Annotated in this window: 16 protein-coding genes, 1 tRNA gene and 5 pseudogenes; 3 read left to right on the forward strand and 19 right to left on the reverse strand. The window is 32.6% G+C overall.

Annotation, left to right across the window (positions count from 1 at the left end):
* Nucleotides 1-356: 356 nt before the first annotated feature.
* From ACIGHG_RS20670 to ACIGHG_RS20685, 4 genes and pseudogenes are all read right to left on the reverse strand, one after another.
* Nucleotides 357-524 (reverse strand): type 2 periplasmic-binding domain-containing protein, encoded by a 168-nt coding sequence (locus ACIGHG_RS20670; RefSeq protein ID WP_175483351.1) that lies wholly within the window; start codon nt 522-524, stop codon nt 357-359.
* 645 nt (nt 525-1,169) lie between these two features.
* Entirely contained in the window at nt 1,170-1,643 is a 474-nt protein-coding gene (locus ACIGHG_RS20675) for a phosphate transporter (RefSeq protein WP_396550311.1), read from the reverse strand.
* A 118-nt stretch (nt 1,644-1,761) separates the two neighbouring features.
* Complete coding sequence (locus tag ACIGHG_RS20680; RefSeq protein ID WP_396550313.1) at nt 1,762-2,229, reverse strand: Imm26 family immunity protein; 468 nt, start codon at nt 2,227-2,229, stop codon at nt 1,762-1,764.
* Nucleotides 2,230-2,482: 253 nt separating this feature from the next.
* Nucleotides 2,483-2,797, reverse strand: a pseudogene (locus ACIGHG_RS20685) (RHS repeat-associated core domain-containing protein); the annotation flags it as partial.
* A gap of 63 nt (nt 2,798-2,860) precedes the next feature.
* Here ACIGHG_RS20685 and ACIGHG_RS20690 point away from each other — a divergent pair.
* Nucleotides 2,861-3,019, forward strand: a pseudogene (locus ACIGHG_RS20690) (IS6 family transposase); the annotation flags it as partial.
* Nucleotides 3,020-3,126: 107 nt separating this feature from the next.
* Here the strand turns inward: ACIGHG_RS20690 and ACIGHG_RS20695 are convergent.
* The 7 genes and pseudogenes from ACIGHG_RS20695 to ACIGHG_RS20725 form a co-directional block, all read right to left on the reverse strand.
* A complete protein-coding gene (locus ACIGHG_RS20695; RefSeq protein ID WP_336474370.1) occupies nt 3,127-3,795 on the reverse strand; it encodes a hypothetical protein in 669 nt (222 codons plus the stop codon).
* Nucleotides 3,796-3,998: 203 nt separating this feature from the next.
* Nucleotides 3,999-4,367: pseudogene (locus ACIGHG_RS20700) on the reverse strand (RHS repeat-associated core domain-containing protein); the annotation flags it as partial.
* 215 nt (nt 4,368-4,582) lie between these two features.
* Nucleotides 4,583-5,344, reverse strand: a complete 762-nt coding sequence (locus tag ACIGHG_RS20705; protein ID WP_396550315.1) for a hypothetical protein — start codon at nt 5,342-5,344, stop codon at nt 4,583-4,585.
* Between the two features lie 20 nt (nt 5,345-5,364).
* Nucleotides 5,365-5,727, reverse strand: coding sequence for a hypothetical protein (locus ACIGHG_RS20710; RefSeq protein WP_396550377.1), 363 nt, complete (start codon nt 5,725-5,727; stop codon nt 5,365-5,367).
* Nucleotides 5,728-5,757: 30 nt separating this feature from the next.
* Nucleotides 5,758-6,677: pseudogene (locus ACIGHG_RS20715) on the reverse strand (RHS repeat domain-containing protein); the annotation flags it as partial.
* Between the two features lie 192 nt (nt 6,678-6,869).
* Nucleotides 6,870-7,520: a hypothetical protein gene (locus ACIGHG_RS20720; protein ID WP_396550317.1), complete on the reverse strand. Its 651-nt coding sequence runs from the start codon at nt 7,518-7,520 to the stop codon at nt 6,870-6,872.
* 32 nt (nt 7,521-7,552) lie between these two features.
* A pseudogene (locus tag ACIGHG_RS20725) lies at nt 7,553-8,899 on the reverse strand (RHS repeat-associated core domain-containing protein); the annotation flags it as partial.
* 254 nt (nt 8,900-9,153) lie between these two features.
* On the opposite strand from ACIGHG_RS20725, the gene ACIGHG_RS20730 reads away from it, so the two are divergent.
* Nucleotides 9,154-10,347 (forward strand): S8 family peptidase, encoded by a 1,194-nt coding sequence (locus ACIGHG_RS20730; protein ID WP_396550319.1) that lies wholly within the window; start codon nt 9,154-9,156, stop codon nt 10,345-10,347.
* A gap of 159 nt (nt 10,348-10,506) precedes the next feature.
* Here ACIGHG_RS20730 and ACIGHG_RS20735 read toward each other — a convergent pair whose 3' ends face one another.
* From ACIGHG_RS20735 to ACIGHG_RS20755, 5 genes are all read right to left on the reverse strand, one after another.
* Nucleotides 10,507-10,962, reverse strand: coding sequence for a hypothetical protein (locus ACIGHG_RS20735; protein ID WP_336474368.1), 456 nt, complete (start codon nt 10,960-10,962; stop codon nt 10,507-10,509).
* Nucleotides 10,963-11,345: 383 nt separating this feature from the next.
* Nucleotides 11,346-11,939 (reverse strand): S1 RNA-binding domain-containing protein, encoded by a 594-nt coding sequence (locus tag ACIGHG_RS20740; protein ID WP_336474367.1) that lies wholly within the window; start codon nt 11,937-11,939, stop codon nt 11,346-11,348.
* Nucleotides 11,940-13,257: 1,318 nt separating this feature from the next.
* On the reverse strand, nt 13,258-14,409 hold the full coding sequence (locus tag ACIGHG_RS20745; RefSeq protein WP_336474366.1) for a cysteine desulfurase family protein: 1,152 nt from the start codon (nt 14,407-14,409) through the stop codon (nt 13,258-13,260).
* An 18-nt stretch (nt 14,410-14,427) separates the two neighbouring features.
* Nucleotides 14,428-15,321, reverse strand: coding sequence for an LPD16 domain-containing protein (locus ACIGHG_RS20750; RefSeq protein WP_090911298.1), 894 nt, complete (start codon nt 15,319-15,321; stop codon nt 14,428-14,430).
* Between the two features lie 25 nt (nt 15,322-15,346).
* A tRNA-Cys gene (locus ACIGHG_RS20755) sits at nt 15,347-15,417 on the reverse strand.
* 411 nt (nt 15,418-15,828) lie between these two features.
* Between ACIGHG_RS20755 and ACIGHG_RS20760 the strand changes: the two genes are divergently transcribed.
* Nucleotides 15,829-16,785 (forward strand): DMT family transporter, encoded by a 957-nt coding sequence (locus ACIGHG_RS20760; protein ID WP_396550322.1) that lies wholly within the window; start codon nt 15,829-15,831, stop codon nt 16,783-16,785.
* A gap of 180 nt (nt 16,786-16,965) precedes the next feature.
* On the opposite strand, the gene ACIGHG_RS20765 is transcribed toward ACIGHG_RS20760, so the two are convergent.
* From ACIGHG_RS20765 to pulA, 3 genes are all read right to left on the reverse strand, one after another.
* Nucleotides 16,966-17,463, reverse strand: a complete 498-nt coding sequence (locus ACIGHG_RS20765) for an SMI1/KNR4 family protein (RefSeq protein ID WP_396550324.1) — start codon at nt 17,461-17,463, stop codon at nt 16,966-16,968.
* A gap of 161 nt (nt 17,464-17,624) precedes the next feature.
* Complete coding sequence (locus tag ACIGHG_RS20770) at nt 17,625-18,110, reverse strand: Imm30 family immunity protein (protein WP_396550326.1); 486 nt, start codon at nt 18,108-18,110, stop codon at nt 17,625-17,627.
* Nucleotides 18,111-18,470: 360 nt separating this feature from the next.
* Nucleotides 18,471-21,041 carry a type I pullulanase gene (gene pulA / locus ACIGHG_RS20775; RefSeq protein ID WP_396550328.1) on the reverse strand — a complete coding sequence of 857 codons (2,571 nt, stop codon included), beginning with the start codon at nt 21,039-21,041 and terminating at the stop codon, nt 18,471-18,473.
* Between the last annotated feature and the right edge of the window lie 577 nt (nt 21,042-21,618).

The raw sequence follows: 21,618 nt of genomic DNA on the forward strand, positions 1-21,618 counted from the left end.
CATAGTTTTGATTATTGTACTCATCTAAAAATACCAACCTTCTTGTACGCTTATAATTTTATTATGGGAAAAAAGGTTTAAATGGGACTTAACTATGTGAATGTACTGTTTCTTCCTCTAACATGACGTTTTCCATACGTACGTATATTTCGACTAACGTTTTTAAACGCGAGCTGAGAAAACGTCATCTTCCTTCCCCTCCCACGCCTTTTTTACTTTCATAAAAATAGGTATCACCATGAGTATGACATCTCCTTCTTCTTTCTTCTTTTTCACTATAATAAAAAAAGAAAAAGGAAAACATCGAACTTTCTTACATACATTCGTGTATTCTTACAGTTTTGTCATTTTTCTCGTCATTTTGTAAATGTGTTCATCGCCTTGCCTTTCGCTATTTTCAAAAACTCTTGTAACTCTGGGTTTATATTCGTCTTTCGGTATACAACGGCTAGTTCCGCAACAATTTTAGAATCACATATTTCTTTGTAGACAACTTCTGATTGATATAATTTATTTGCAGACACGCACAGAATAGATTTTCCTATTTTTTCTAATTATGTATTGAATCTTAATTTTTGAATATATTATAATAATTCTATACGGAAGATTAAGGAGGAAAATGATGAGATTGAAAGTAAGCTTTACTTGCAAAGTAATTCCTCTCTCGTATCGTTTTATGTTTGTGAGTTTTATCAAAGAAGCTCTAAAAACATCAAATGCAGTATATGCAGAGAATCTATATGTCTTTGAGAATAAACCAAATAAAAAAAGCAAGAATTTTACGTTTTCGTAATAGGGGTATTGATACATACCATCAAGCCATGAATTTTTTATAACCATTTGCTACTTTGCCTCTGGTTACAAGAACGCTGGTACTGGGCAAGATAGAAAAAGAAGAACCCGTTTAGGTTCTTCCTTTAAAAGAATACAGAAGTTACTCAACAGCAATCGGATTATTCTTTATCTTCTATTTCTTCTGTATCATATAATAAATCTTCATTCACAACATATATTGGACTATTTGCAATATCGATACAAAGTACTTAAGACCACGGTATCGCAAAACGTTCATATACATCTCGCCAGAATTCCATGGATTACCTTTCGAACTCTACCATTTAACTACTGATATTAACCAAGATTCATGTCATCCGTAATATAGTTCTAATTCAAATCATATTGTTTATCTCAGTAATAATTGAAGCATCTTGTGCTTGAACTTCAATATATGATGAATCAAAAATTTTGCAGAAAATTTCACATCTATCTCGAAGATACGTTTCAAGTTCATCCATAGAATTAAATACGTTTGTTTTAATACTATTTATCATCTGTTCTATTTCTTGACCACCAATAATAAATCTTTCAGAGATATATTCATCATTTAAAAATGATAAATCCAATGGTTCGAACACAATCACATTTCGATTAAGAAATCCTCTTAATTTAACGTAACTTTTTACTTCATCTTTAGACTTAAAAGTATCTAGGTAGTAAATATATAAACAATACTTTGAATTTAAAAGGGTTATAACTTCTCTAATTGCGTCATTGATAATCTCATATACCCCTTCTTCACTATTATAAGTATTATTATTACTAATTATTAAGCTATGTTTTTCTTTTTTTATATATTTATTCATATTAGAAGATTACCGCCTATTCTTAGCTCTCCATAAAGTAATACAAATATCGTTTCAATATCTTGTTCTTCTCGAGCGCTTCTCTCTAAATTTGATTCAAACACTTTCATATCTTCTCCTAACCATTGGAACTTTCACTATAATACTTAGAAAATAAATATTGATATTCTAACGCTTCATCATAATAATGTTTCCAATTCCTTATATTATGAAACGCCTCTGCTAAATCTCTGAGAATGGAACTATAATGAGATGGGTACCTTAATTCGTCATACTTTTCAGTGTCTGGAAATGGGATAACAGGTACTCTATGCTCTACCACTGGATATACGTGTTTATCCAATTCATAAGATTCAATTGTTAATATCACTTTAATATTTTTTGGACATACAGCTTCATTAACACTAGCTTCTTCCTCATGCATTCCATCAAATAAAACACAAAAAACTTCATAATTACCCATTTTTTCTAATACTTGGCCAAATGCATACATATTATTTTGTAAAGGAATAGAGAATATATCCCCAACACTCCATTTTTGTTCATAACGTTTAGCTTTACGTTTATTCTTAGCTCGAGCAATCACCGTAAAGTGATAATTCTGTCCGTTTTTATTCGAATGTTCTTTTTTTCTTCTTTCAAACCTCGACCAAGATTTTGTACATCCAACATAATATTTTCCAGTATCTAGGTTTTTCCTTAAATAGATTACAGCATCTTTATTTTTTTAACTCCTGTAAGCTTTTTAACTTTTTTGGCCTTATTATAATATTTATAAACCTTATACGCTTGATATCCATATACACAAGCCACAATTAGCGGATGCTGCCCATCAGCGCATCTATTTTCATAACTGGATTGTTATGAGCATATGTGTAAGCATTTTGAGTAATTGGATCGTCTTCATCACCTGGATCCACCGACAAGAACACACCATGAGTTGGATTGTAATATCTCGCAATTAGATAATACATCCCAATCTCTTTATCATACATATATCCCGCATAACCAAATGAATTCTCTGCTACGATACCTTTTGCCTCACTCTTTAAGACATTTCCCCATGCATCGTATTCGTAGTTTGCCACCACTTGTCCATTTTCATCTGTCATCGCAATGACGTCACCGCGTGGGTTGTAGTGATGGTATACCGTTACTTTCGTATTTTGATTTAAAGCATTATATTCATAGTTTGTTGTGTTATTGTATAAACTATATTTGCCAAATCTGCAGGATTTCAAATTCTTCGTTATGCCTCACATACCATAAAAGAAATCGAAATTGTTCATGCCCTATACAAACAAAGGCGAAGTCTTCAAGCAGACTCCGCCTTTTCGGTGTATCATGAATTACAGAAACCACTAGCTACTACATAATATTTCCTCATACTTTTATATCCCTGTTTATCTTTTGAGAAACTTTGCAACAGAACCTTATTTTCTAATAAAACTGACAGAAATAAGTTCAAAAAACAGTTCCGATATTAGAAATTCCAAGTAACATTTATTTCTTCAAAAGACTCTTTGCTTTCTTTAAGCCCTTCATCATCAATTACACCCATCATACCTACCTCATGTTCAGAAAGAATTATTCTCTCTTCGGGATTTTTTATTTTCTTAGCAAAGATTAATTGTAATAATTCTAATTGTTGTTCAGTCATTTCGTATTCTTCTTCTAAGGTTTCTATTGCAGATGTAATATCCTCCAATTGTAGATTCAATAAAAAGCCGCCATGTTCTTGTAAATCTTCAAATGTGTCCATTGAATATGCATTATTATTTTCAATCCAAAATGATGAAGTAATTAATGGTATTGTTTCTCCTTCAACATCTTCTAATAGATATTGAAATGTTTCCGCTTTAGCTATCTCTTTCAGTTTGTCCGATGCTTCTTCAAAATAGGTCGATGCTTCTTTTACCAGCTCGCTTCTTTCACTATTTAAATCTTGGAATGCAGCAATACAAAAATCTGGATGAAAAGTTATCGTACCTCGCGCTCCTTCTCCATCCTGCAAATTATAATTAAAACCATCCCACGAATTTTCATACGATAATTCAGGATAATGCGCTACATTAATTGCATGTGCAATAGATTTTAAAATACTCCCTTTCCATAAATCCATTCTATTTATATCTAGTCTTTTTTTTAGCATATGATATCTCCTCTATATTTAATATTTATTAGATTTTTTTTCTATTCTCTGCGCGGGATAACACTTGTGCATTTTTATAGCTGTTACTTCCACCTTTACTTTTAGATGCCCATATGGAGACTTAGAAATTTTCCCTTTCTAAGTCTGTACCTTTTGAATTTTTTGTAAAGTTTATATCCTTTATATCCAACCACTACAACTATCGCTTTTGCCCATTTCCTATCCGGATCCACCATCATCACCGGATTATTATCCGCATACGTATACCCATTCTGCGTAATCGGATCATCCTCATCACCCGAGTCTGGATCCACTGACAAGAACACACCATGAGTTGGATTGTAATATCTCGCTATCAGATAATACATCCCAATCTCTTTATCATACATATATCCCGCATAGCCAAATGGATTCTCTGCTGCGATGCCTTTTGTGTCACTCTTTAAGACATTGCCCCATGCATCGTATTCGTAGTTTGCTACAACTTCTCTATTTTGATCTATCATCGCAAATACATCACCACGAGGATTATAGTGATAGTATAATGTTTGTCCTTTTGATTTTATAATCAACAAATATTAATGTATACCAAAAGAAGGAAGAGCCTACATCAGCTCTTCCCTCTTTCACTTCTTCTGCACCATATAACAAATATTCATTTTCCAATTTCAATAATATTTATGAGAAACTACAAGATGCGCTTTAAGATTATCATGGATAGTATAATCTATATTTCCCCATACTCTCCCTTTACCTAAATTTATTATATCAACTACACACATTCTTTTTATAGCTTTTCAATTTTCCAAACTAAATTATATGGATGCTCCTTTTCTAAAAAAGTTAGTACCCATGTCTCTTTCCCTCTATCATTCGTCAAAACCACTTTATGGTTTAACTTCCAAACTAAATCACTAACATGACTAAATATTTCTGTTTCGTATGTCTCCTGTTCTCTAATAAGCTTTTCTTGTTTAATTAACCTTTTAGTTCTAAATTCTCTTATTTCAAGGTAAATATCCATATAAGAAACTTCATGTTGACAAACTATATTACATACATATTTTTTGTTCGGACTATTTTTTTTTATATATACAAGTTCATTTTTATAATCCAATTCCATTATCTTATTGTATACTTTTTCTAACTCTTCTACATCCCAATCATATTTCACAGCTAGATTCTTCATTTCTGAATGTATAATCTGGAGGGCCAGTTCTTTTTTCTTTCTATCAGGCAAATCTGAAAAATTCTGTTCATTTCCAAATTCCACAAAAACATTAATATATTCAGGGAAATTTCGATATTCCTTCACCCACTGATTTAATAATGAAATATCATCTACACAGTGAATCAAAATACCTTTTTCATAGTCGGTTCTTAATTTTGGTATATATCTCCAATATAAAGAAGTGATACATCTTGTTTCTTTAAAAAAAGATGTATCTTCATCGTAGTTACTTGAAGATGTTAATTTTAATGTTTCTATGTTACTTATACGTTCTTTTCTTTTTAGGAATGTTAATTGAATATCTTTTACAACCGGCATCTACTCTCTCCTTACTAACCCTACGGTCGACTATGGAAGGGTTTCGCTAATGGTTTTCCTTGTATTCTATTAATATACTTTACATGGTATTTTTCCCAACGCTCTGCTTTAGCTCGACCTCTTAAATCCACTCTAACAATTCTTGATGCATAATTATTACCGTAATTTCTATTAAAGTTCCTTACTTGTTTCTCAGCTCTTGCTGATTTACCATTCTTCTTAATTCTATCACCGCTAATTCCAACTTTAACAACTTGTTTACTTTTCGTATTATAAATTTCATAGCCATGATATGTTTGAGGGTTCTTTTTACTATTAGAATGTCTATTCTGTTGTTTATTTGTTTGTTTTATTTTTTTATTATAGTTATTAACTTTTTTAATTTATTTATATCCTTTGTATACTTTATACGCTCTATATCCACCTACTGCAACTGGAATTAATAACTGTGCATAATGTCCATCTGGATCCACCATCATCACCGGATTATTATCACCATAAGTATATCCATTCTGCGTCAACGGATCATCCTCATCACCCGGATCTGGATCCACTGACAAGAACACACCATGCTCTGGTTGATAGTAACGAGCAATCAGATAATACATCCCAATCTCTTTATCATACATATATCCCGCATAGCCAAATGGATTCTCTGCTGCAATACCTTTTGCGTCACTCTTTAAAACATTCCCCCATGCGTCGTATTCATAGGTTGCTACGACTTGTCCATTTTCATCTGTCATCGCATGACGTCACCACGTCGGTTGTAATGGTAATATACCGTTTGGTCTTGGGACTTCATCGCAAGGCGGATGCCGTCTATAGAGTATACATATTGACGGAGAACGTTTCCACTTCCATCTGTTTCGTATAGTGGGTTGATGCTGTCACCATCGTAGTGGTAACGTGTCGTTGTTCCGTTTACTATCTTTTCAATGCGGCGACCGTCGTCATCGTATTTATATGTCGCAAACGGTGTGCTTTCGCCTTGTTTTATGATGGCGATAAGTTGGTCTGCTTCGTTCCATGTGTATTTGCCATCGGATGTACGGTTTCCATTTGCGTCATACGTTAGGGATTCGTTTCCAAATTTCGTCAACTGATTGCCATCGTTAAATACGGCTGATTTTCCCGCTTCTGTTACTTGTACGCCTATGCGGTTTCCAAAACCGTCATAGCTGTATTCTTTCACTGTACCATTTGGTAATGTTTCTTTTGTAAGTTGATTGATAGAATCATATGCATACGTTGTTTTTTCAGTTTTATCACCGTTTTTGCGTTCAACTGCGGTGCGGTTGCTTGTTGCATCATACGTATACGATTCTTCTAAGTACCCTAACCTTTAAGTTATGAACATAAAAGAAAGAAGAGCCGAAAACAACTCTTCTTTCTCCAAAATAATTCTTAATCTACGCTTCCTCTTCTACTTCTTCCACATCATTTAGCACCTGTTTAAATCGATTTTTTCTATTAAACATACATCATTTACCTCTCCATTTTTAGTCTTAGTACACAATTAATATTATTCATTAATATCTATTATCCATTTTTTTGTCTCACGTTTATTTAACATTTCTATTTTACTATCACTTATCCATTTGATTTTCCCTAAATGTTTTGTAAAGAAAAATTCATCCGGTAATTCTGATTTTACTAATTGTGATTTTACTTGAATACCATTACGTAATCTAACTACAATAAAAATATCGAAGCTGTGCAACTTGTGCTCACAATATATTTCGGCAGTATATTTTTTACACGGACTAACTTTTGGTTTTCCAAAAATATAATTATTTTGATACCCGCATTCTATTATTTTTTTATAAGGATATTCAAAAATCTCCTCATTCCAATTTTCTTTTTTAGCTATCCTTAAGATACCGGCCTGTAAGGCTTCTAATATCATTACTTTTTTTTGTTCGCTAGTTTCCATAAAATACTTATCAATATCGAATAAAACTTGTACTTCTTCCACTCCCCCTATAGTAAGAATCCTATTTTCAGTAATTTCACTTGTTCCCTCAACTAATAATTTCCATACTTTCCCTGCATTAAACTTATTAAATACTCTTTCATAAAAAGCACATACACACCTAGTTTCCAGTGAAAAAGCATATGCCTTTTCTTCATCCTCATAGTCAGAGATTCTTAAATCAAATTCTTTTAATAACATAACACTTCACATAACCTTCCAATCTAAATAATTTATGGTCTTACATGTCGCTTCATCGGTTGTTTAGCTTTTCTCATCTTACTTGCATAATTACGTTCCCAATTTAAAACCATTTGTCGGTTTTTAACATTTTTAACAACTACTCTTGCATAATATTTTTGATATCCTGCTTCCCTATTCCAATCTCTCACCTGTTTATTTGCACGACGAGATGTCCCATTTTTATTTAACTTTCCTCCGCTCACACCAACCTTTTGGACTACTTTTTTACCATTTTTATTATAAGAGTAAATTTCATAACCATGCTGCCTCTTTTGACTTTCTTTACTATTGCCATGTATCTTCTTTGCAGTTTTGACTACTTTTTTAACTTTCTTATACGTGGTATAAGCCTTATATCCTCTATAAAGAAGTATCCCACCTACAATAACTGGATGATTTCCATCTGGATCTACCATCATCACCGGATTATTATTAGCATAATTATACCCATTCTGCGTCAACGGATCATCTTCATCACCCGGATCCGGATCCACAGACAAGAACACGCCATGAGTTGGATTGTAATATCTTGCTATCAGATAATACATCCCAATCTCTTTATCATACATGTATCCTGCATATCCAAATGGATTCTCTGCTGCGATGCCTTTTGCATCACTCTTTAAGGCATTGCCCCATGCATCATATTCATATCTTGCTACGACTTGTCCATTTTCATCAGTCATCGCAATGACGTCACCGCGTGGGTTGTAGTGGTAATATACCGTTTGGCCTTGGGACTTCATCGCAAGACGGATGCCATCTACTGAGTATACATATTGACGAAGGACGTTTCCACTTCCGTCTGTTTCGTATAGTGGGTTGATACTGTCGCCGTCGTAGTGATAACGCGTCGTTGTACCATCTACTGTTTTTTCAATGCGACGTCCATCGTCATCGTATTTATATGTCGCAAATGGTGTGCTTTCCCCTTGCTTTGTGATGGCTACAAGTTGATCTACTTCGTTCCATGTGTATGTGTATTTGCCATCGGATGTACGGTTTCCATTTGCGTCATATGTTAGGAGTTCGTTGCCAAACTTCGTCAGCTGGTTACCGTCGTTAAATACGGCTGTTGTCGATACGGCTGCTTTTCCTGCTTCTGTTACTTGTACGTTTGTGCGGTTTCCAAAGCCGTCATAGCTGTATTCTTTCATTGTACCATTTGGCAATATTTCTTTTGTTAATTGATTAATAGCATCATATGCGTATGTTGTTTTTTCTGTTTTGTCACCGTTCTTACGTTCAATTGCGGTGCGGTTGCTGGTTGCATCATACGTATACGATTCTTCTAAAATGCGCTGTGAATCTTTTGTACCAATTTGTAAGTTTGTAATCAGCTAATAGAGAAGTGGCTTTAAGTTTATTCATCGTGTTATTTTATTTCCATATGTGCATTATTAGATGAGCTTAATTTTTACAGAATAATACCTTAGCAATGAGAAAGCACTACAAAAAAATACTTAATTCAACTTATATAGATTTATATCTTCAAAAAAATTCAAAAAAAAGTCATAAATGGCATGTTCTAAATTATATAGTGGAAAAGAAATTGCATCAAAAACAGGGAAATACGAAGGGGGAATTTTGATTGAAAAACAAGTTGATTTCTTTATTATCTGTTTTATCAATTATTTTTGGCGGGTTCTTCTTTTATAACACCGATACCTCGCAAGCAGCAACGTCTAACAAATACGTTCCTAACCAAATTATTGTGAAATTTAAAAACACTACTTCAGTTACTAAAAAACAAGAATTTCATAAATCAGCAGGAGCTGAAATTGTCTCAAAAGATGACGCTTTAGGGTTCGAAGTCGTTCAATTTACTTCAGGTACTGTCAAAGATAAGATGAAAATTTATAAGGATAACCCGGATGTAGAATATGCAGAACCAAATTATTATTTCCATGCATTTTGGACTCCTAATGATTCTTACTTTAGTAATCAATATGGATTACAAAAAATCCAGGCTCCTCAAGCTTGGGATACCCAACGAAGTGACCCGAATGTGAAAATTGCTATTGTTGATACCGGCGTACAAGGTTCGCATCCAGATTTATCATCTAAGGTAATCTATGGACATGATTATGTAGATAGTGATAGCCAATCCGATGACGGAAACGGGCATGGTACACACTGCGCTGGTATTGCAGGAGCTCTTACAAATAATAATATTGGAATTGCAGGGGTTGCTCCGCAGTCCTCTATATATGCTGTTCGCGTACTAGATAGTCAAGGAAGTGGTACTCTTGACGCTGTAGCACGAGGTATTCGAGAATCTGCAGATGCTGGGGCAAAAGTAATTAGCTTAAGCTTAGGAGCTTCTAGTGGAGGAACTGCCTTGCAACAAGCTATTCAATATGCTTGGAATAAAGGTGCTGTAATTGTTGCCGCTGCAGGAAATTCTGGCAATACACAACCCAATTATCCTGCTTATTACAATGAAGTAATTGCAGTCGCATCTACAAATCAATCCGATCAAAAGTCCTATTTCTCAAATTATGGAAGCTGGGTAGATGTGGCGGCGCCAGGCTCAAGTATTTACTCTACGTATAAAGGCAGTACGTATCGATCATTAAGCGGTACATCTATGGCAACTCCACACGTTGCAGGAGTTGCAGGATTATTAGCAAGTCAAGGATACAGTAACGTTGAAATCCGTCAAATTATTGAAGCAACAGCAGACAAAATTAGCGGAACAGGAACATATTGGAAAAATGGTAGAGTAAATGCAAGTAAAGCTGTGCAATATGGATTACAATTAAAAGAAAAGAAAGCTTCATAAAAACTGAAACAAGTGTGTATATTATGTTCCCTATTGCCCTCTTAGCTAAGTTAAATATAGATAAGGGTAATTAGTTGCCTATATAACCTGTAACAATGATTACCAAGTAATCATTGTTACAGGCTATTTTTTATTTCTATTAAACTAATACACGAATTATTAATCATTATCTTCTGCCCACAGTATGCCTATCTTGTTTTTATCTATTGCTAAAACTCCTGTGTCAAATGTCGAGTTTGTAATTGATGTCCACCCACTTAGCCTAAAGAATCCATCAATTTCATCAAAGTTTCCATTAGTATAGTATTTTGCATCTGGTAGAAATTCGTTTAAAAAATAATTACTTAATTTTTCTGCTAAAGGCTTTGTTTCTAAATCAATATCATAAGCCATATCCATTGATAAAATGTACTCAAGAATTTTCTTAGCCATTCTTTTGTCAATTACTTCCCATCTTCCTTTTATTTCATTGGATTGATGACCTATCTCTTCCAAAAATTCTTCCTTTGTTATTTCATTTCTCAAATTATTTATACTTTTGAAACTGCAAGTAATGCTACCTGAATTTCTTTTGGTTAACAATATATTATTAAAATCTTCAAGGCTATTAAACATACATCAATTTCTCCTTGTTGTATTCGCATCTTTACAGCTAATTTTGTTTACAGTTTTCTTTATTATGAATTAATCTTAATAATTTCACTACATGTTTTCCTTTTTCGCTCACTCTTATCCTACTAATAGTAAATGATTAATTGTATGGTTTCATTAGTTGCTGTTTTGTTAGTGCTGATTTAACGATATATGAATTATCTTCCTTTTTACAGGGAAATCTAAAATTTTCAGTAATGAAATATATATGTGATTCTGTCTCTAAGGCTACATAAGCTTTAAGTAAATGTTCCACAATGTCTTTATTACTTCTTAATCCTAACCTTTCACGGCTGCGTGCTAAAAATTGTATATTTGCATGATCTGAAACTATAAAATTTAGTTCGCTAAAGATAGTCACTCATTTTATTCTCAATTTCTTTAATTAAGAGCATACCTAAATCAACCTGATAATTTTCTAAAACTCTCCCCATTGCCATCGAAAATGTTATCAAACCATTTTCTTCTATATTTCTAAGTATCCTATTTTCTGCTTCTTTTGATATCACTCCTACTTTATTCATTAATACTTTCTTTATTTCCATTACTTCTTTAGAAAGCTCTTGCACTGCTAAATCATTTGTGTTTTTGTCTGTATAATTCTCCTTTTTCTCAAACGTCAAATGCATACTAGAAAATTCCAGTTTACTTTCCTGATTAATCCCTACAACTTTAACATTATCAATTCTGTCCCCTATTGAAATATATTCTTCTATATTTTTAATGAATTTATCCTGAAACTTATTAATGTGTAAAAGTCCTTCAGTTTTGTATTCATCATCAGTTACTACAAATATACCAAATCCAACAATATTTTTTACTATGACTGAAACAAAAGAATTTATTTTATAAATAACCTTTAAATCCCTATGCTCTGTCGCTGTCCTATGAAGATGTAGTTCGATATTAGTATCAACAGTTGCTAATCTTTTCTGTACCATTTTTACCACTCCTCTCCATATAACCTTTCTATAAATTTCCATATACACTCTATATTTCCTCTAATAAATAAAATAACTTGTATAATATTAATATTTTATTTCATTTAACCTACTGTCCGACTTAAAAAATATTTTAGACTGAATGCTGTTGACCTATATAAATCCATTTTCATTTTTCAACATATAAGTCGCTTCTATGCACAGCCAGATGCTCTCGTCCTCCCCTAAAAAGAAAGGGGCTTTTAGGTCGTTTTTTTAACTTGTATATATAATTAGATTTTTCTCTTCTTATTTCTTTAGTTTAATAAAATTAGGGTTTAGACTGATGACTTAGTTTCATTTTGTGTGAAGAATTTTTATTAAAATAAAGTGAAACTTCCGTCAGTGGGGGTTTTCTTCATCCCCCGCTGACGGTTAGCCCGACCAATCGGGCTTTTACGGGCAGTTATCCCCCACCTATCTTCTCTGCTTCTCTCTGAATTTTGAGGTGGGGGTCTTACTGCCCAAAAAATAGCGGGATAAAATATGAGACTAAATAGTAGATATGAAATTTTTATACAGGAAATAAGGAAAATCCCAAGAAAATATACTTAAAAAAGGCTTAATTGAATGAGGGATCAGCCTGTTTGTTTACTACGTATAATGACACATTATGTAAATCTACATTGTTTTCATAAGGTTTAAATAATACTAAGCTATTCAAAAATTAAGTGTAAAAACTGGAGGTTACCACTTATGTCTCAAGTAAACCTGAAGAGAATAACTTCTGAAGGGACTTTTCATTTTTTGTGATACATTGGTTTTCTGTTAACATAAGGTGCTCTCATGTACAGAAAACACCATTTCAGTCTACAACTATTTTTTAACAGTTTAATACTTTTTTCTATAGCCTAAAATATTTTTTAACGAAACACCTACACAATCAAGAATTTTTTAGGAGGGATATATCATATTTCCAAAAATAAATGAATTGAAAAAGCATTGAATAGTGTAAAGCAATTATTAGATAATAATCAGGAGATAAAGATATATGTTGGTATAGGAACGACTTTAAAGTAAAGTTTGTAAATTTAATACTTATAACCCTTAATATGGTAATTAGGTATACAGAAAGACATACTAAATACAATTGGATATTTTTTGTTCCAAAATATATTCTACTTCTTTCATACTCTGCTTATTTGTTTTTACAATCTTTTCAAATGGAACACCAATTTCATGTATACTTGGCTTTAGTCAGGATATGTGAAAAAATGGGCATAAACATGCCCATTTGGAAAGACAAAAGATTGTTTGTACAACATGATTGATAGTATTATTAAAATCCTTGTTGTACACAATAAATATCTTTAATTTTCGCTACAATCTCATCAACAGCATACAAAACTTCTTCTTCACTTAAATATGGACTAATTGATATACGAATAGAACTATTTGCTTCTTCTTTTGTTAATCCAATCTCTTGTAAAACATATGACGGTTCTAAACTACTTGAGTTACAAGCAGATCCTGAAGAGATAGAAACAGTTCTCATACCTGCTATAAGTGTTTCTGAACTAATGTTTGGAACCATTATATTTATAATATGAGGTATACTATTTTCCATGCATACATTTACGCAAGAATGAGGTATTTCTTGTTGAATTCGTTTTACAACAATTGTTCTTAATCTCTTTACCTTTTCATAATTTTCTTCTAGTTCTAATACAGCAATATCACTTGCTACTCCCATACCAGCTATTAGTGAAGTCGGTAATGTCCCACTGCGTAAATATGTTTGTTCACCACCAAATAGTAAAGGCCGGAAATCTTTCTGTTTGTGTTGATTTACATATAAAACGCCTATGCCTTTTGGTCCATAAATTTTATGTCCCGATAATGATAAAGCATCGATATCTAATTTTTTTACATCAATTGGTATTTTTCCAAAAGCTTGAACAGCATCTACATGTATCAATGTTTGATACTTTCTGCATAGAGCAGAGATTTCATTGATAGGCTGAATTGTCCCAACTTCAGAATTAACATATGCAAAACTAACAACCCTTGTATTATCATCTAACAAGTATCGCAATGAATCTAAACAAATAGTTCCATCACGATTAATATCCACATATTTTACGATAATCCCTCTTCTTTGTAACTCTTTGCCGACCCCTAGAATCGATTTATGATCTATAGGAGAGAGAATTACATTTACCGGTTCTTTTTCATAATAATCAACGGCTCCCAATAATGCCAAGTTATTACTTTCTGTTGCACCTGAAGTAAATATTATTTCTTCTTTATCGGCACCAATAGAAATACCAATTTTACTTTTTGCTTGCTCAACTGCATACTGTGCTTTTTTTCCCATCACATGCTGAGACGATGGGTTTGCAAATTCTGTTTTCATGTACTTCTCCACCACTTCGACCACTTTATTATGACACGGAGTGGTAGCAGCATAATCTAAGTACACTTGTCTCATAAACATTGTCCTCCTTTGTTAAGAAGAAAACACAGAGAAATTAATAGGCTTTTCATAGATTTCTTCCTTGGACATTTCACCGCTTCCTCCTGGATCTGCAACGATAACTTTCATGCCTGTTAGATTATATAGATTAAGAGCAATTTCAATCCCTGTACGTACTGGCTGGTAACACTCCCCAGGCGCAAATAATAATAATGCTCTATAACCCGCCTTATATACCTCAGCAATCATTTCTGTAATTTCTCCTGCACATCCAGTTATACCGCAACTAATTAATGTTTTATAATTTCCATCTTCATCTAAAAACGATACTTCAGATTGATTGTCTCGATCATTTAACATTCTTTTTTCTAATTTTCCATCTTTCACTAGCTTACTAGCGCTTTTTTGAAATCTATATTTAAGCCAAGTTTCCGGAAAAAAGATTGGATTTTTTCGGCTAGACAAAATACTTTGTTGATTAAAGTACTTACTCTTTTCTAAACTTGTAACGTAAGCTTCTGGAATTTCTGTATATCTTTCGTAAAATTCTTTACGAAGGTCGCTAACACTTGCATTTGTAGAAGGGACATATTGCCAATCATTAATTAATAACAGGAATTTAATATCTTTAAATTGTTCATAAAATTGCTCACCTAACTGAATTCCAATATCCCAAGTATACATAGGGAATATACCTACTCTACGTGAAATCCGCTCTTTCATTATGCCTGTTTTCTGCTCTTCGATAATTCCAGGAGTTAAGTTATTCGTTTCTTCATTAAAAAAAAGCATAAAATGTCCTGACATAATTGCTAATTTTTCTTGAGTAGTATTTTTTAACTCTTCACTAATTAATTTGATCATTTCTTCTTCTGATGCAACTAATTGATGAATTCCTTTCTTTTTTACATTGATTGAATTCGACATATGTTATCCCCCTTAAAATGAATAGAGGCAGTGCTTGGATTTGAACCAAGGAATTAGGTTTTGCAGACCTATGCCTTACCACTTGGCTACACTGCCATTACATAAAGTTTAGCTGCCAATTTGAAGATTACTTATTACGTTGTTAATGGTATTATTAGCAAAAAGAAGTGTCAATAATATTTAGAATATAATTATTTTTCTCAATATTAAAGTAAATACCTAGAAAATCTATTGAAAATATAAGCATTCAAATAAAACAAAGGGATATACATATCATTTCAAAATAGTGATTTTTAAAAAAACATAACCATATAACATTTTTTTCTGTTTTATGAGTAATTACTCTGGATAAATTTCTCAAATAATAATCGATTTTTTATTTTGCAAATATAAGCTCTATTATGTTATGGTTATTTTTAGAAATTTTTGGTTTTCCAAAATCACCCAACACTATAATTACAAATAAAACTACTTAATAGGGAAAATTTATTAAGAAAGGAACTCCTTATGTCTAAACAAACACTTGCTTATATTCAAATTTCATTTGCAATGATTGCAATTGGAAGCTTTGTGGTTGTTAATAAATTCATTATTAAAGAGCTTCCTGTATTTATTGCTTCTGAGCTTAGATTATTAATTGCTTGCCTAATACTACTTCCTTTATTTTTATATAAAGGGGAAAAAATGCCGAAACTCGTAAAAAAGGATTACATCATATTTTTTCTTCAAAGTTTTATAGGTGTGTTCCTATTTAGCATATGCACATTATACGGACTAAAAAAAACAACAGCTTTAGACAGCGGCATTATTATGAGTTGTACACCTGCAATAATGGCTTTAATCTCTTATTTTTTTCTAAAAGAAAAACTAAGGATTCATAAAATAGGAGGAATTTTTTTAACCATTTTAGGTACATTATCTATTAATGTTTTTGGTCAACTTTTAAATTTTAATGAGAACTCACATTCATTAATAGGAAATATACTAATCTTTTGTGCTGTTATTGGAGAAGCAGTTTTCTTTTCCTTTGGAAAATTAATTTCCACACCTTTAAGACCTTTAACAATGACGACAATTATGAGCTTGACAGGTGCCGTATTATTTTTGCCTTTGGCAATTTATCAATCCTTACATTTTAACTTTTTTACTGTCTCTCCATTAATATGGTTGCTAGTACTATATACAGGCGTTGTAATTACTGTGCTAGCAGTTCTATTGATGAATCAAGGATTAGAAGTAGTATCAGCGGGAACTGCAGCAGTATTTACTGCTTTAATGCCGATAAGTACCGTCGTTTTATCAGCCCTTATCTTACATGAACCTCTTTTCTGGTATCATATTTTCGGTATGCTATTGGTCATAGCGGGGATTTTTGTTATTACAAACTCTTCAAGTGAAAGTACAGTTACAAGTAATGAAATATTTCAAAAAAGTAGAAACGAAAATATAAGTTCTGATACATGAGTTTGAATGCAAATAGATAATGAAAAATAGTAAAATAGCAAACCGTATGAGAGAGAACCTCTCATATGGTTTGCTGAACATTACTTAAAAATATAGTTGATTTTGAATATAAACTTATGAGTATTTATAAATTATTTACACATCGTTTACAAATAATAAAGATTTCCCTTTTACGAATGATTATATAAGTCCATCATAAGCATCTCCGAGTGATACAAAATCACTCTGCAGCCAATACCAATACTTCCCCTTATTATGTATAAGTCTTCCAAGTAAATCTGTAAACGATGTTGCAATGATTTGTGATTCTCCTACAATTCCATGACGATCAAAGAAGCTGTCATAACATTTCCCTAATCTATTTTGATGCAAATCAATTGTTACGTATTCTTCTTGTCCATCATTACATATAATATACCAATTTGAAGTCATATCATCTTCACACAGCTCACCTATTATTACCGGATTTGCTAAAACAAATTCTTGTGGAGAGACAATATAAACCGGATACTTCTCATTCTCAAACAAAACCATTCCTCCGCAAAGACTGTAAAATTCCTTTACCTCCTCGGGTAGGATATGCTTCTTCTCGTCAATTATCGGTATTCCTGCAGGCTCAAAGACACGACAATCAGATAAAGACTCTATTTGTGCAATAAGTTTACTCATTTCTTTCATATCTATAACTCCTAAAGTGATATTCGTATTAGCAAATTTGAGTGCACTTTTACGACATCGAATGTTTTTTAGTAAAACTGTTTTCTTTGATTCCCTTCCTAAATCATGTGGAATCTAGAAAAATGATTGTAGCACTGTCACTCAATTTCTTTTCTAAAGTTTCAATTTACTTCATTGATGGCGAAATGATTTAATATAAAATCAACCTTTACCGCATATAACTCTGGCATTTCACTCTTTATATTACATAAAATATCTCTCACTATTTGTTTTGTATGTTTATCAATCTGTTGTAATGCTTTAATATAGGGGAAAATTAGTTCTTCTGAATGTAAAAGCGTTCGATGAATTCTATCAGCCCAAAATTCTGCCTGAGGTAACATATTTGGTATTCCACTCGCTAACTGTACAAGTCCATCTTCTAATCCATTCCGGCTTGCAATAGAAAAAATCGTTTCAATTACATAATCGTCTGCAGAAGGTTCCGCTACATCGTCTTCAAATATTTTACAAAGTTCTGAAATTACCTCATTTTCTGCATGAACTGATAATTCATTTAATATTTCTTCAAATTTTTCAATATCATCTCCTTCATTTTCCATAAAGCGCATCTTATATAAAATAGCAAGTTGTTCTTTATAATTCATAATGTACCTCCCGATTTTATCCGCAGCGTTATTTTCAACTATTCAATCTTGTTCTACTTAATCCTCAACATGATTTAAACAATTATTATGTAAAAAAACAGCAGAGTTCTTTACAATCTCTGCTGTTTTCTATTATTTAACTTCTAACTTGAACCAATTTTTGATTGAATACACCATCGATTCCCTACAATTCTTCATCTTTTTTCCACAATATACATATTATTATATTTAGAGTTAATTTATTGATAGTTATATGAACGTTTCTATCTTTTACTTGATAGTCTATAATAAGAAGCCTGTTACTCTTCCGGTATGGTTAGTGGATTTGTCAAGCAAGATTTCCTTTTATATAGTCTATTCTTATTTAATCGGTTTCTCTGTTTTTAAAACAAATGAACTTAATGCAGGAACCTTAATCTTATTATCATGGAAAACATAAAGCACTTTATTTCCTGCATGTTCACCATCTACTAGCACTTTCCAAGGACCTTTTGATGGAAGAGTAATTTCCACGGATTCTCTATTCGCATTGTGAGCTACAACAAAGTATTCGTTTTTATTACCATTTGCTTTGCCATCTATTGTATAAGCTACAACATTTTTTGGAGCATCAATGAACGTTATATGTTTTTTTATTTGTTCAGCAGATGTCATACGAAAAGCTGGATGGTTGTTACGCAACTCTATTAAACCTTTCATATAATCTACTTCTTTATCGAATGCCACGCGGCGCACCCAATCCATCTGATTAATAGAATCAGGAGATTTGTAGCTATTATGATCACCATATTTTGTACGCATGAACTCTTGGCCTGCGTGCAAGAATGGAACCCCTTGCGATGTTAATATGATGGAAGAAGACAACTTGTGCATTTGTTTACGTACTTCTTCGCTGTCGCCAGGATTCGTCAACGCAAGCTTATCCCATAATGTATGGTTGTCATGTGCTTCAACATATGTCAGAACCTGCTCAGGATCCTGATAAGTAGCCATTTTTTTATCATAATCAATACCAGCCGTAATTCCTTTTTTAATGCGTTCTTCCATGTTTTGTTTTCCGTTCACAAAACCATTATCCGTATCCCCAAATACGCTGCCTTTCAATCCATCACGAATATCGTCATTAAAATGAGCGATTCCTTTCATTTTCTCCGCATTTTTTTGATTTGCCTTCAACTCAGGTGCAAGAGGGGTATTTAAATCCCATCCTTCTCCATGAAGAATAATAGAAGGATCAATTTTATTAACGGTTTTACGTACCGCATTCATTGTTTCGAAATCATGAATACCCATCAAATCGAAACGGAATCCATCTAAATTATACTCTTTTGCCCAATACGCGACGGAATCCACCATAAATTTCCTCATCATCTTTCGTTCAGAAGCCGTATCATTTCCTACACCAGTTCCATTTGCAAGTGAACCATCCTCGTTGTAACGATAATAATAGCCTGGAACTAACTTGTGGAAATTGGATTCAGCCGCATTGTACATATGATTATATACCACGTCCATCACAACACGAAGATTATTATCATGAAGTGTTTGAATCATCTGCTTTAATTCAGTAATTCGAACAGTCGGATCATAAGGATTTGTAGAATACGAGCCTTCTGGTACATTGTAATTTTTCGGATCATATCCCCAGTTATATTGTGGTTCATTTAAATTTTCTTCATTTACTGAAGCATAATCAAATATCGGTAAAAACTGAACATGAGTAACACCAAGATCCTTAATATGATCAAGACCTGTTTTTACACCTTCAGGTCCTCTTGTCCCTTTTTCTGCTACACCAAGATATTTTCCTTTATGTTTAATACCACTTTCAGATTGAATAGAAAGATCACGTACTTGCAACTCATAAATAATTGCATCTTCTGGATTTTTTAATTTCGGTTTTTTATTACCCTTCCAATTTTTTGGATTTGTTTCTTTTAAATCAACGACTGCTCCTTTATCACCATTCACAGAAGCAGCACGTACATATGGATCAACGGCCTCAGTCCATGTATCACCAATCTTCACCTTATATGTATAAAAAAGGCCTTTTTGATCTCCTTTAAGCTTTGCCATCCAAGTTCCTTTTTCACCTTGTTCCATGTTTATTTCAGTACCTTTTTCATCATTCCATTTTTTATAAGTAACTAACTTTGCCTCACTTGCAGTAGGAGCCCACAAACGGAACTTTGTTTCCCATGGCGTATATATATTCCCTAAGTCATTACCATCATAATAAAATAAATTATCAAATTCCTCGCTACGAATTACTTTACCAATCTCAGTATTAGCTTCAACGTAATTTTCCATTTTGATTTTGTATGTTTTCTTTAAATCAAGATTCTTTTCTGTAATTATTTTAACCTTATTGGTAATATCTCCATCATTTGTGTCATAAGGACTAACTTTCTCAATGTTAACGCCCTCAATTTCAATTTTTTGCTCCTTAATATTGAATGGAGCATTCGTAGTTATAGTGATTTCATTGAGGCCATCAATGGTGGCCTTCTGAATAGAAAGTTCAGAAGAAGGCTTAGCATAGTATACTTTATCATCGCCCGAAAGGACCCATACTTCAGCACGGCCATCTTTAATATTTTCAATCCAACGATCACCACCATCTTTTTCCCATTCATTCGTACGAACTATAAATCCTACACGATTATAATCTCCATCCATTTTCACCTTAGCATACTTACCAAACTCATCTTTCCCAGTGAATTCATGGGATTTACCATCTCCATTCCCAGCCCACATCCAAAGATTCCAATCTTTTGTATTTCCAGACTTCTCCTTATAATGAATAATAATTTCAGTTGTTTTTGTATTTGAATCTGCCTTTACATTTTGAAAAGAAAAACCAGATAATAGCATAACAATTACAGTAAGTAATAACATCGTCTTGTTTATTAATTTTTTTGTAAATTTCACTTCATTCACCCTTTCTTAAAATATTACGAACAATTGATTATGTTTATTTCAAAACTATATGTTACTAACTAAGTAACACTGCTTAAGTTCATCTGAAAATCTCTTTTATAACACCTCCATATTGAATGTATTCATATTTATTTCAATGATCTTTTAATAGGAAAATCAAACATATAAAGAAATAACAAAGGGGTTTACGAAAACGTTTGCATTAAATATCAAAAAAAAGAATTACTTATTCCTTGTTATATCTCTAAATATCAAAAGATCATAGAAAACCTTTTTAGGAAACCGTTTGTTATCGCTTTCAATTTTATAGTACTAACTATAAAGAGGTCAATATATTATTAATTATCTATTTTTATTCTGTGCACATATTTCAAATTTTGTTAACATTTAAAGTTGTAAATCATTGAAGAGAGAAATCATGGATATATTTTGATTTTGAGACTTCATTGTAGCTTCAACACCTAATAAAATTCTCCCACTTTACATAATAAAAACTCCCCTAAATACATTCACGTATTTAGGAGAGCTTGGGATTACTTTATTTTACAAGATTCATGTATTGAATCCT

Origin of the sequence: Bacillus sp. NPDC077411, assembly GCF_044543425.1 — a bacterium.
Lineage (GTDB): Bacteria > Bacillota > Bacilli > Bacillales > Bacillaceae_G > Bacillus_A > Bacillus_A bruguierae.

Bases quoted from the DNA above. Each gene is read 5' to 3' on its own strand.
- ACIGHG_RS20770 (WP_396550326.1), bottom strand. From the start codon at position 18,110: ATGAATTATAAAGAACAACTTGCTATTTTATATAAGATGCGCTTTATG.
- ACIGHG_RS20695 (WP_336474370.1), bottom strand. From the start codon at position 3,795: ATGCTAAAAAAAAGACTAGATATAAATAGAATGGATTTATGGAAAGGG.
- ACIGHG_RS20750 (WP_090911298.1), bottom strand. From the start codon at position 15,321: ATGTCGAATTCAATCAATGTAAAAAAGAAAGGAATTCATCAATTAGTT.
- ACIGHG_RS20760 (WP_396550322.1), top strand. From the start codon at position 15,829: ATGTCTAAACAAACACTTGCTTATATTCAAATTTCATTTGCAATGATT.
- ACIGHG_RS20765 (WP_396550324.1), bottom strand. From the start codon at position 17,463: ATGAAAGAAATGAGTAAACTTATTGCACAAATAGAGTCTTTATCTGAT.
- ACIGHG_RS20735 (WP_336474368.1), bottom strand. From the start codon at position 10,962: ATGTTTAATAGCCTTGAAGATTTTAATAATATATTGTTAACCAAAAGA.
- ACIGHG_RS20745 (WP_336474366.1), bottom strand. From the start codon at position 14,409: ATGAGACAAGTGTACTTAGATTATGCTGCTACCACTCCGTGTCATAAT.
- ACIGHG_RS20675 (WP_396550311.1), bottom strand. From the start codon at position 1,643: ATGAATAAATATATAAAAAAAGAAAAACATAGCTTAATAATTAGTAAT.
- ACIGHG_RS20740 (WP_336474367.1), bottom strand. From the start codon at position 11,939: ATGGTACAGAAAAGATTAGCAACTGTTGATACTAATATCGAACTACAT.
- ACIGHG_RS20705 (WP_396550315.1), bottom strand. From the start codon at position 5,344: ATGCCGGTTGTAAAAGATATTCAATTAACATTCCTAAAAAGAAAAGAA.
- ACIGHG_RS20720 (WP_396550317.1), bottom strand. From the start codon at position 7,520: ATGTTATTAAAAGAATTTGATTTAAGAATCTCTGACTATGAGGATGAA.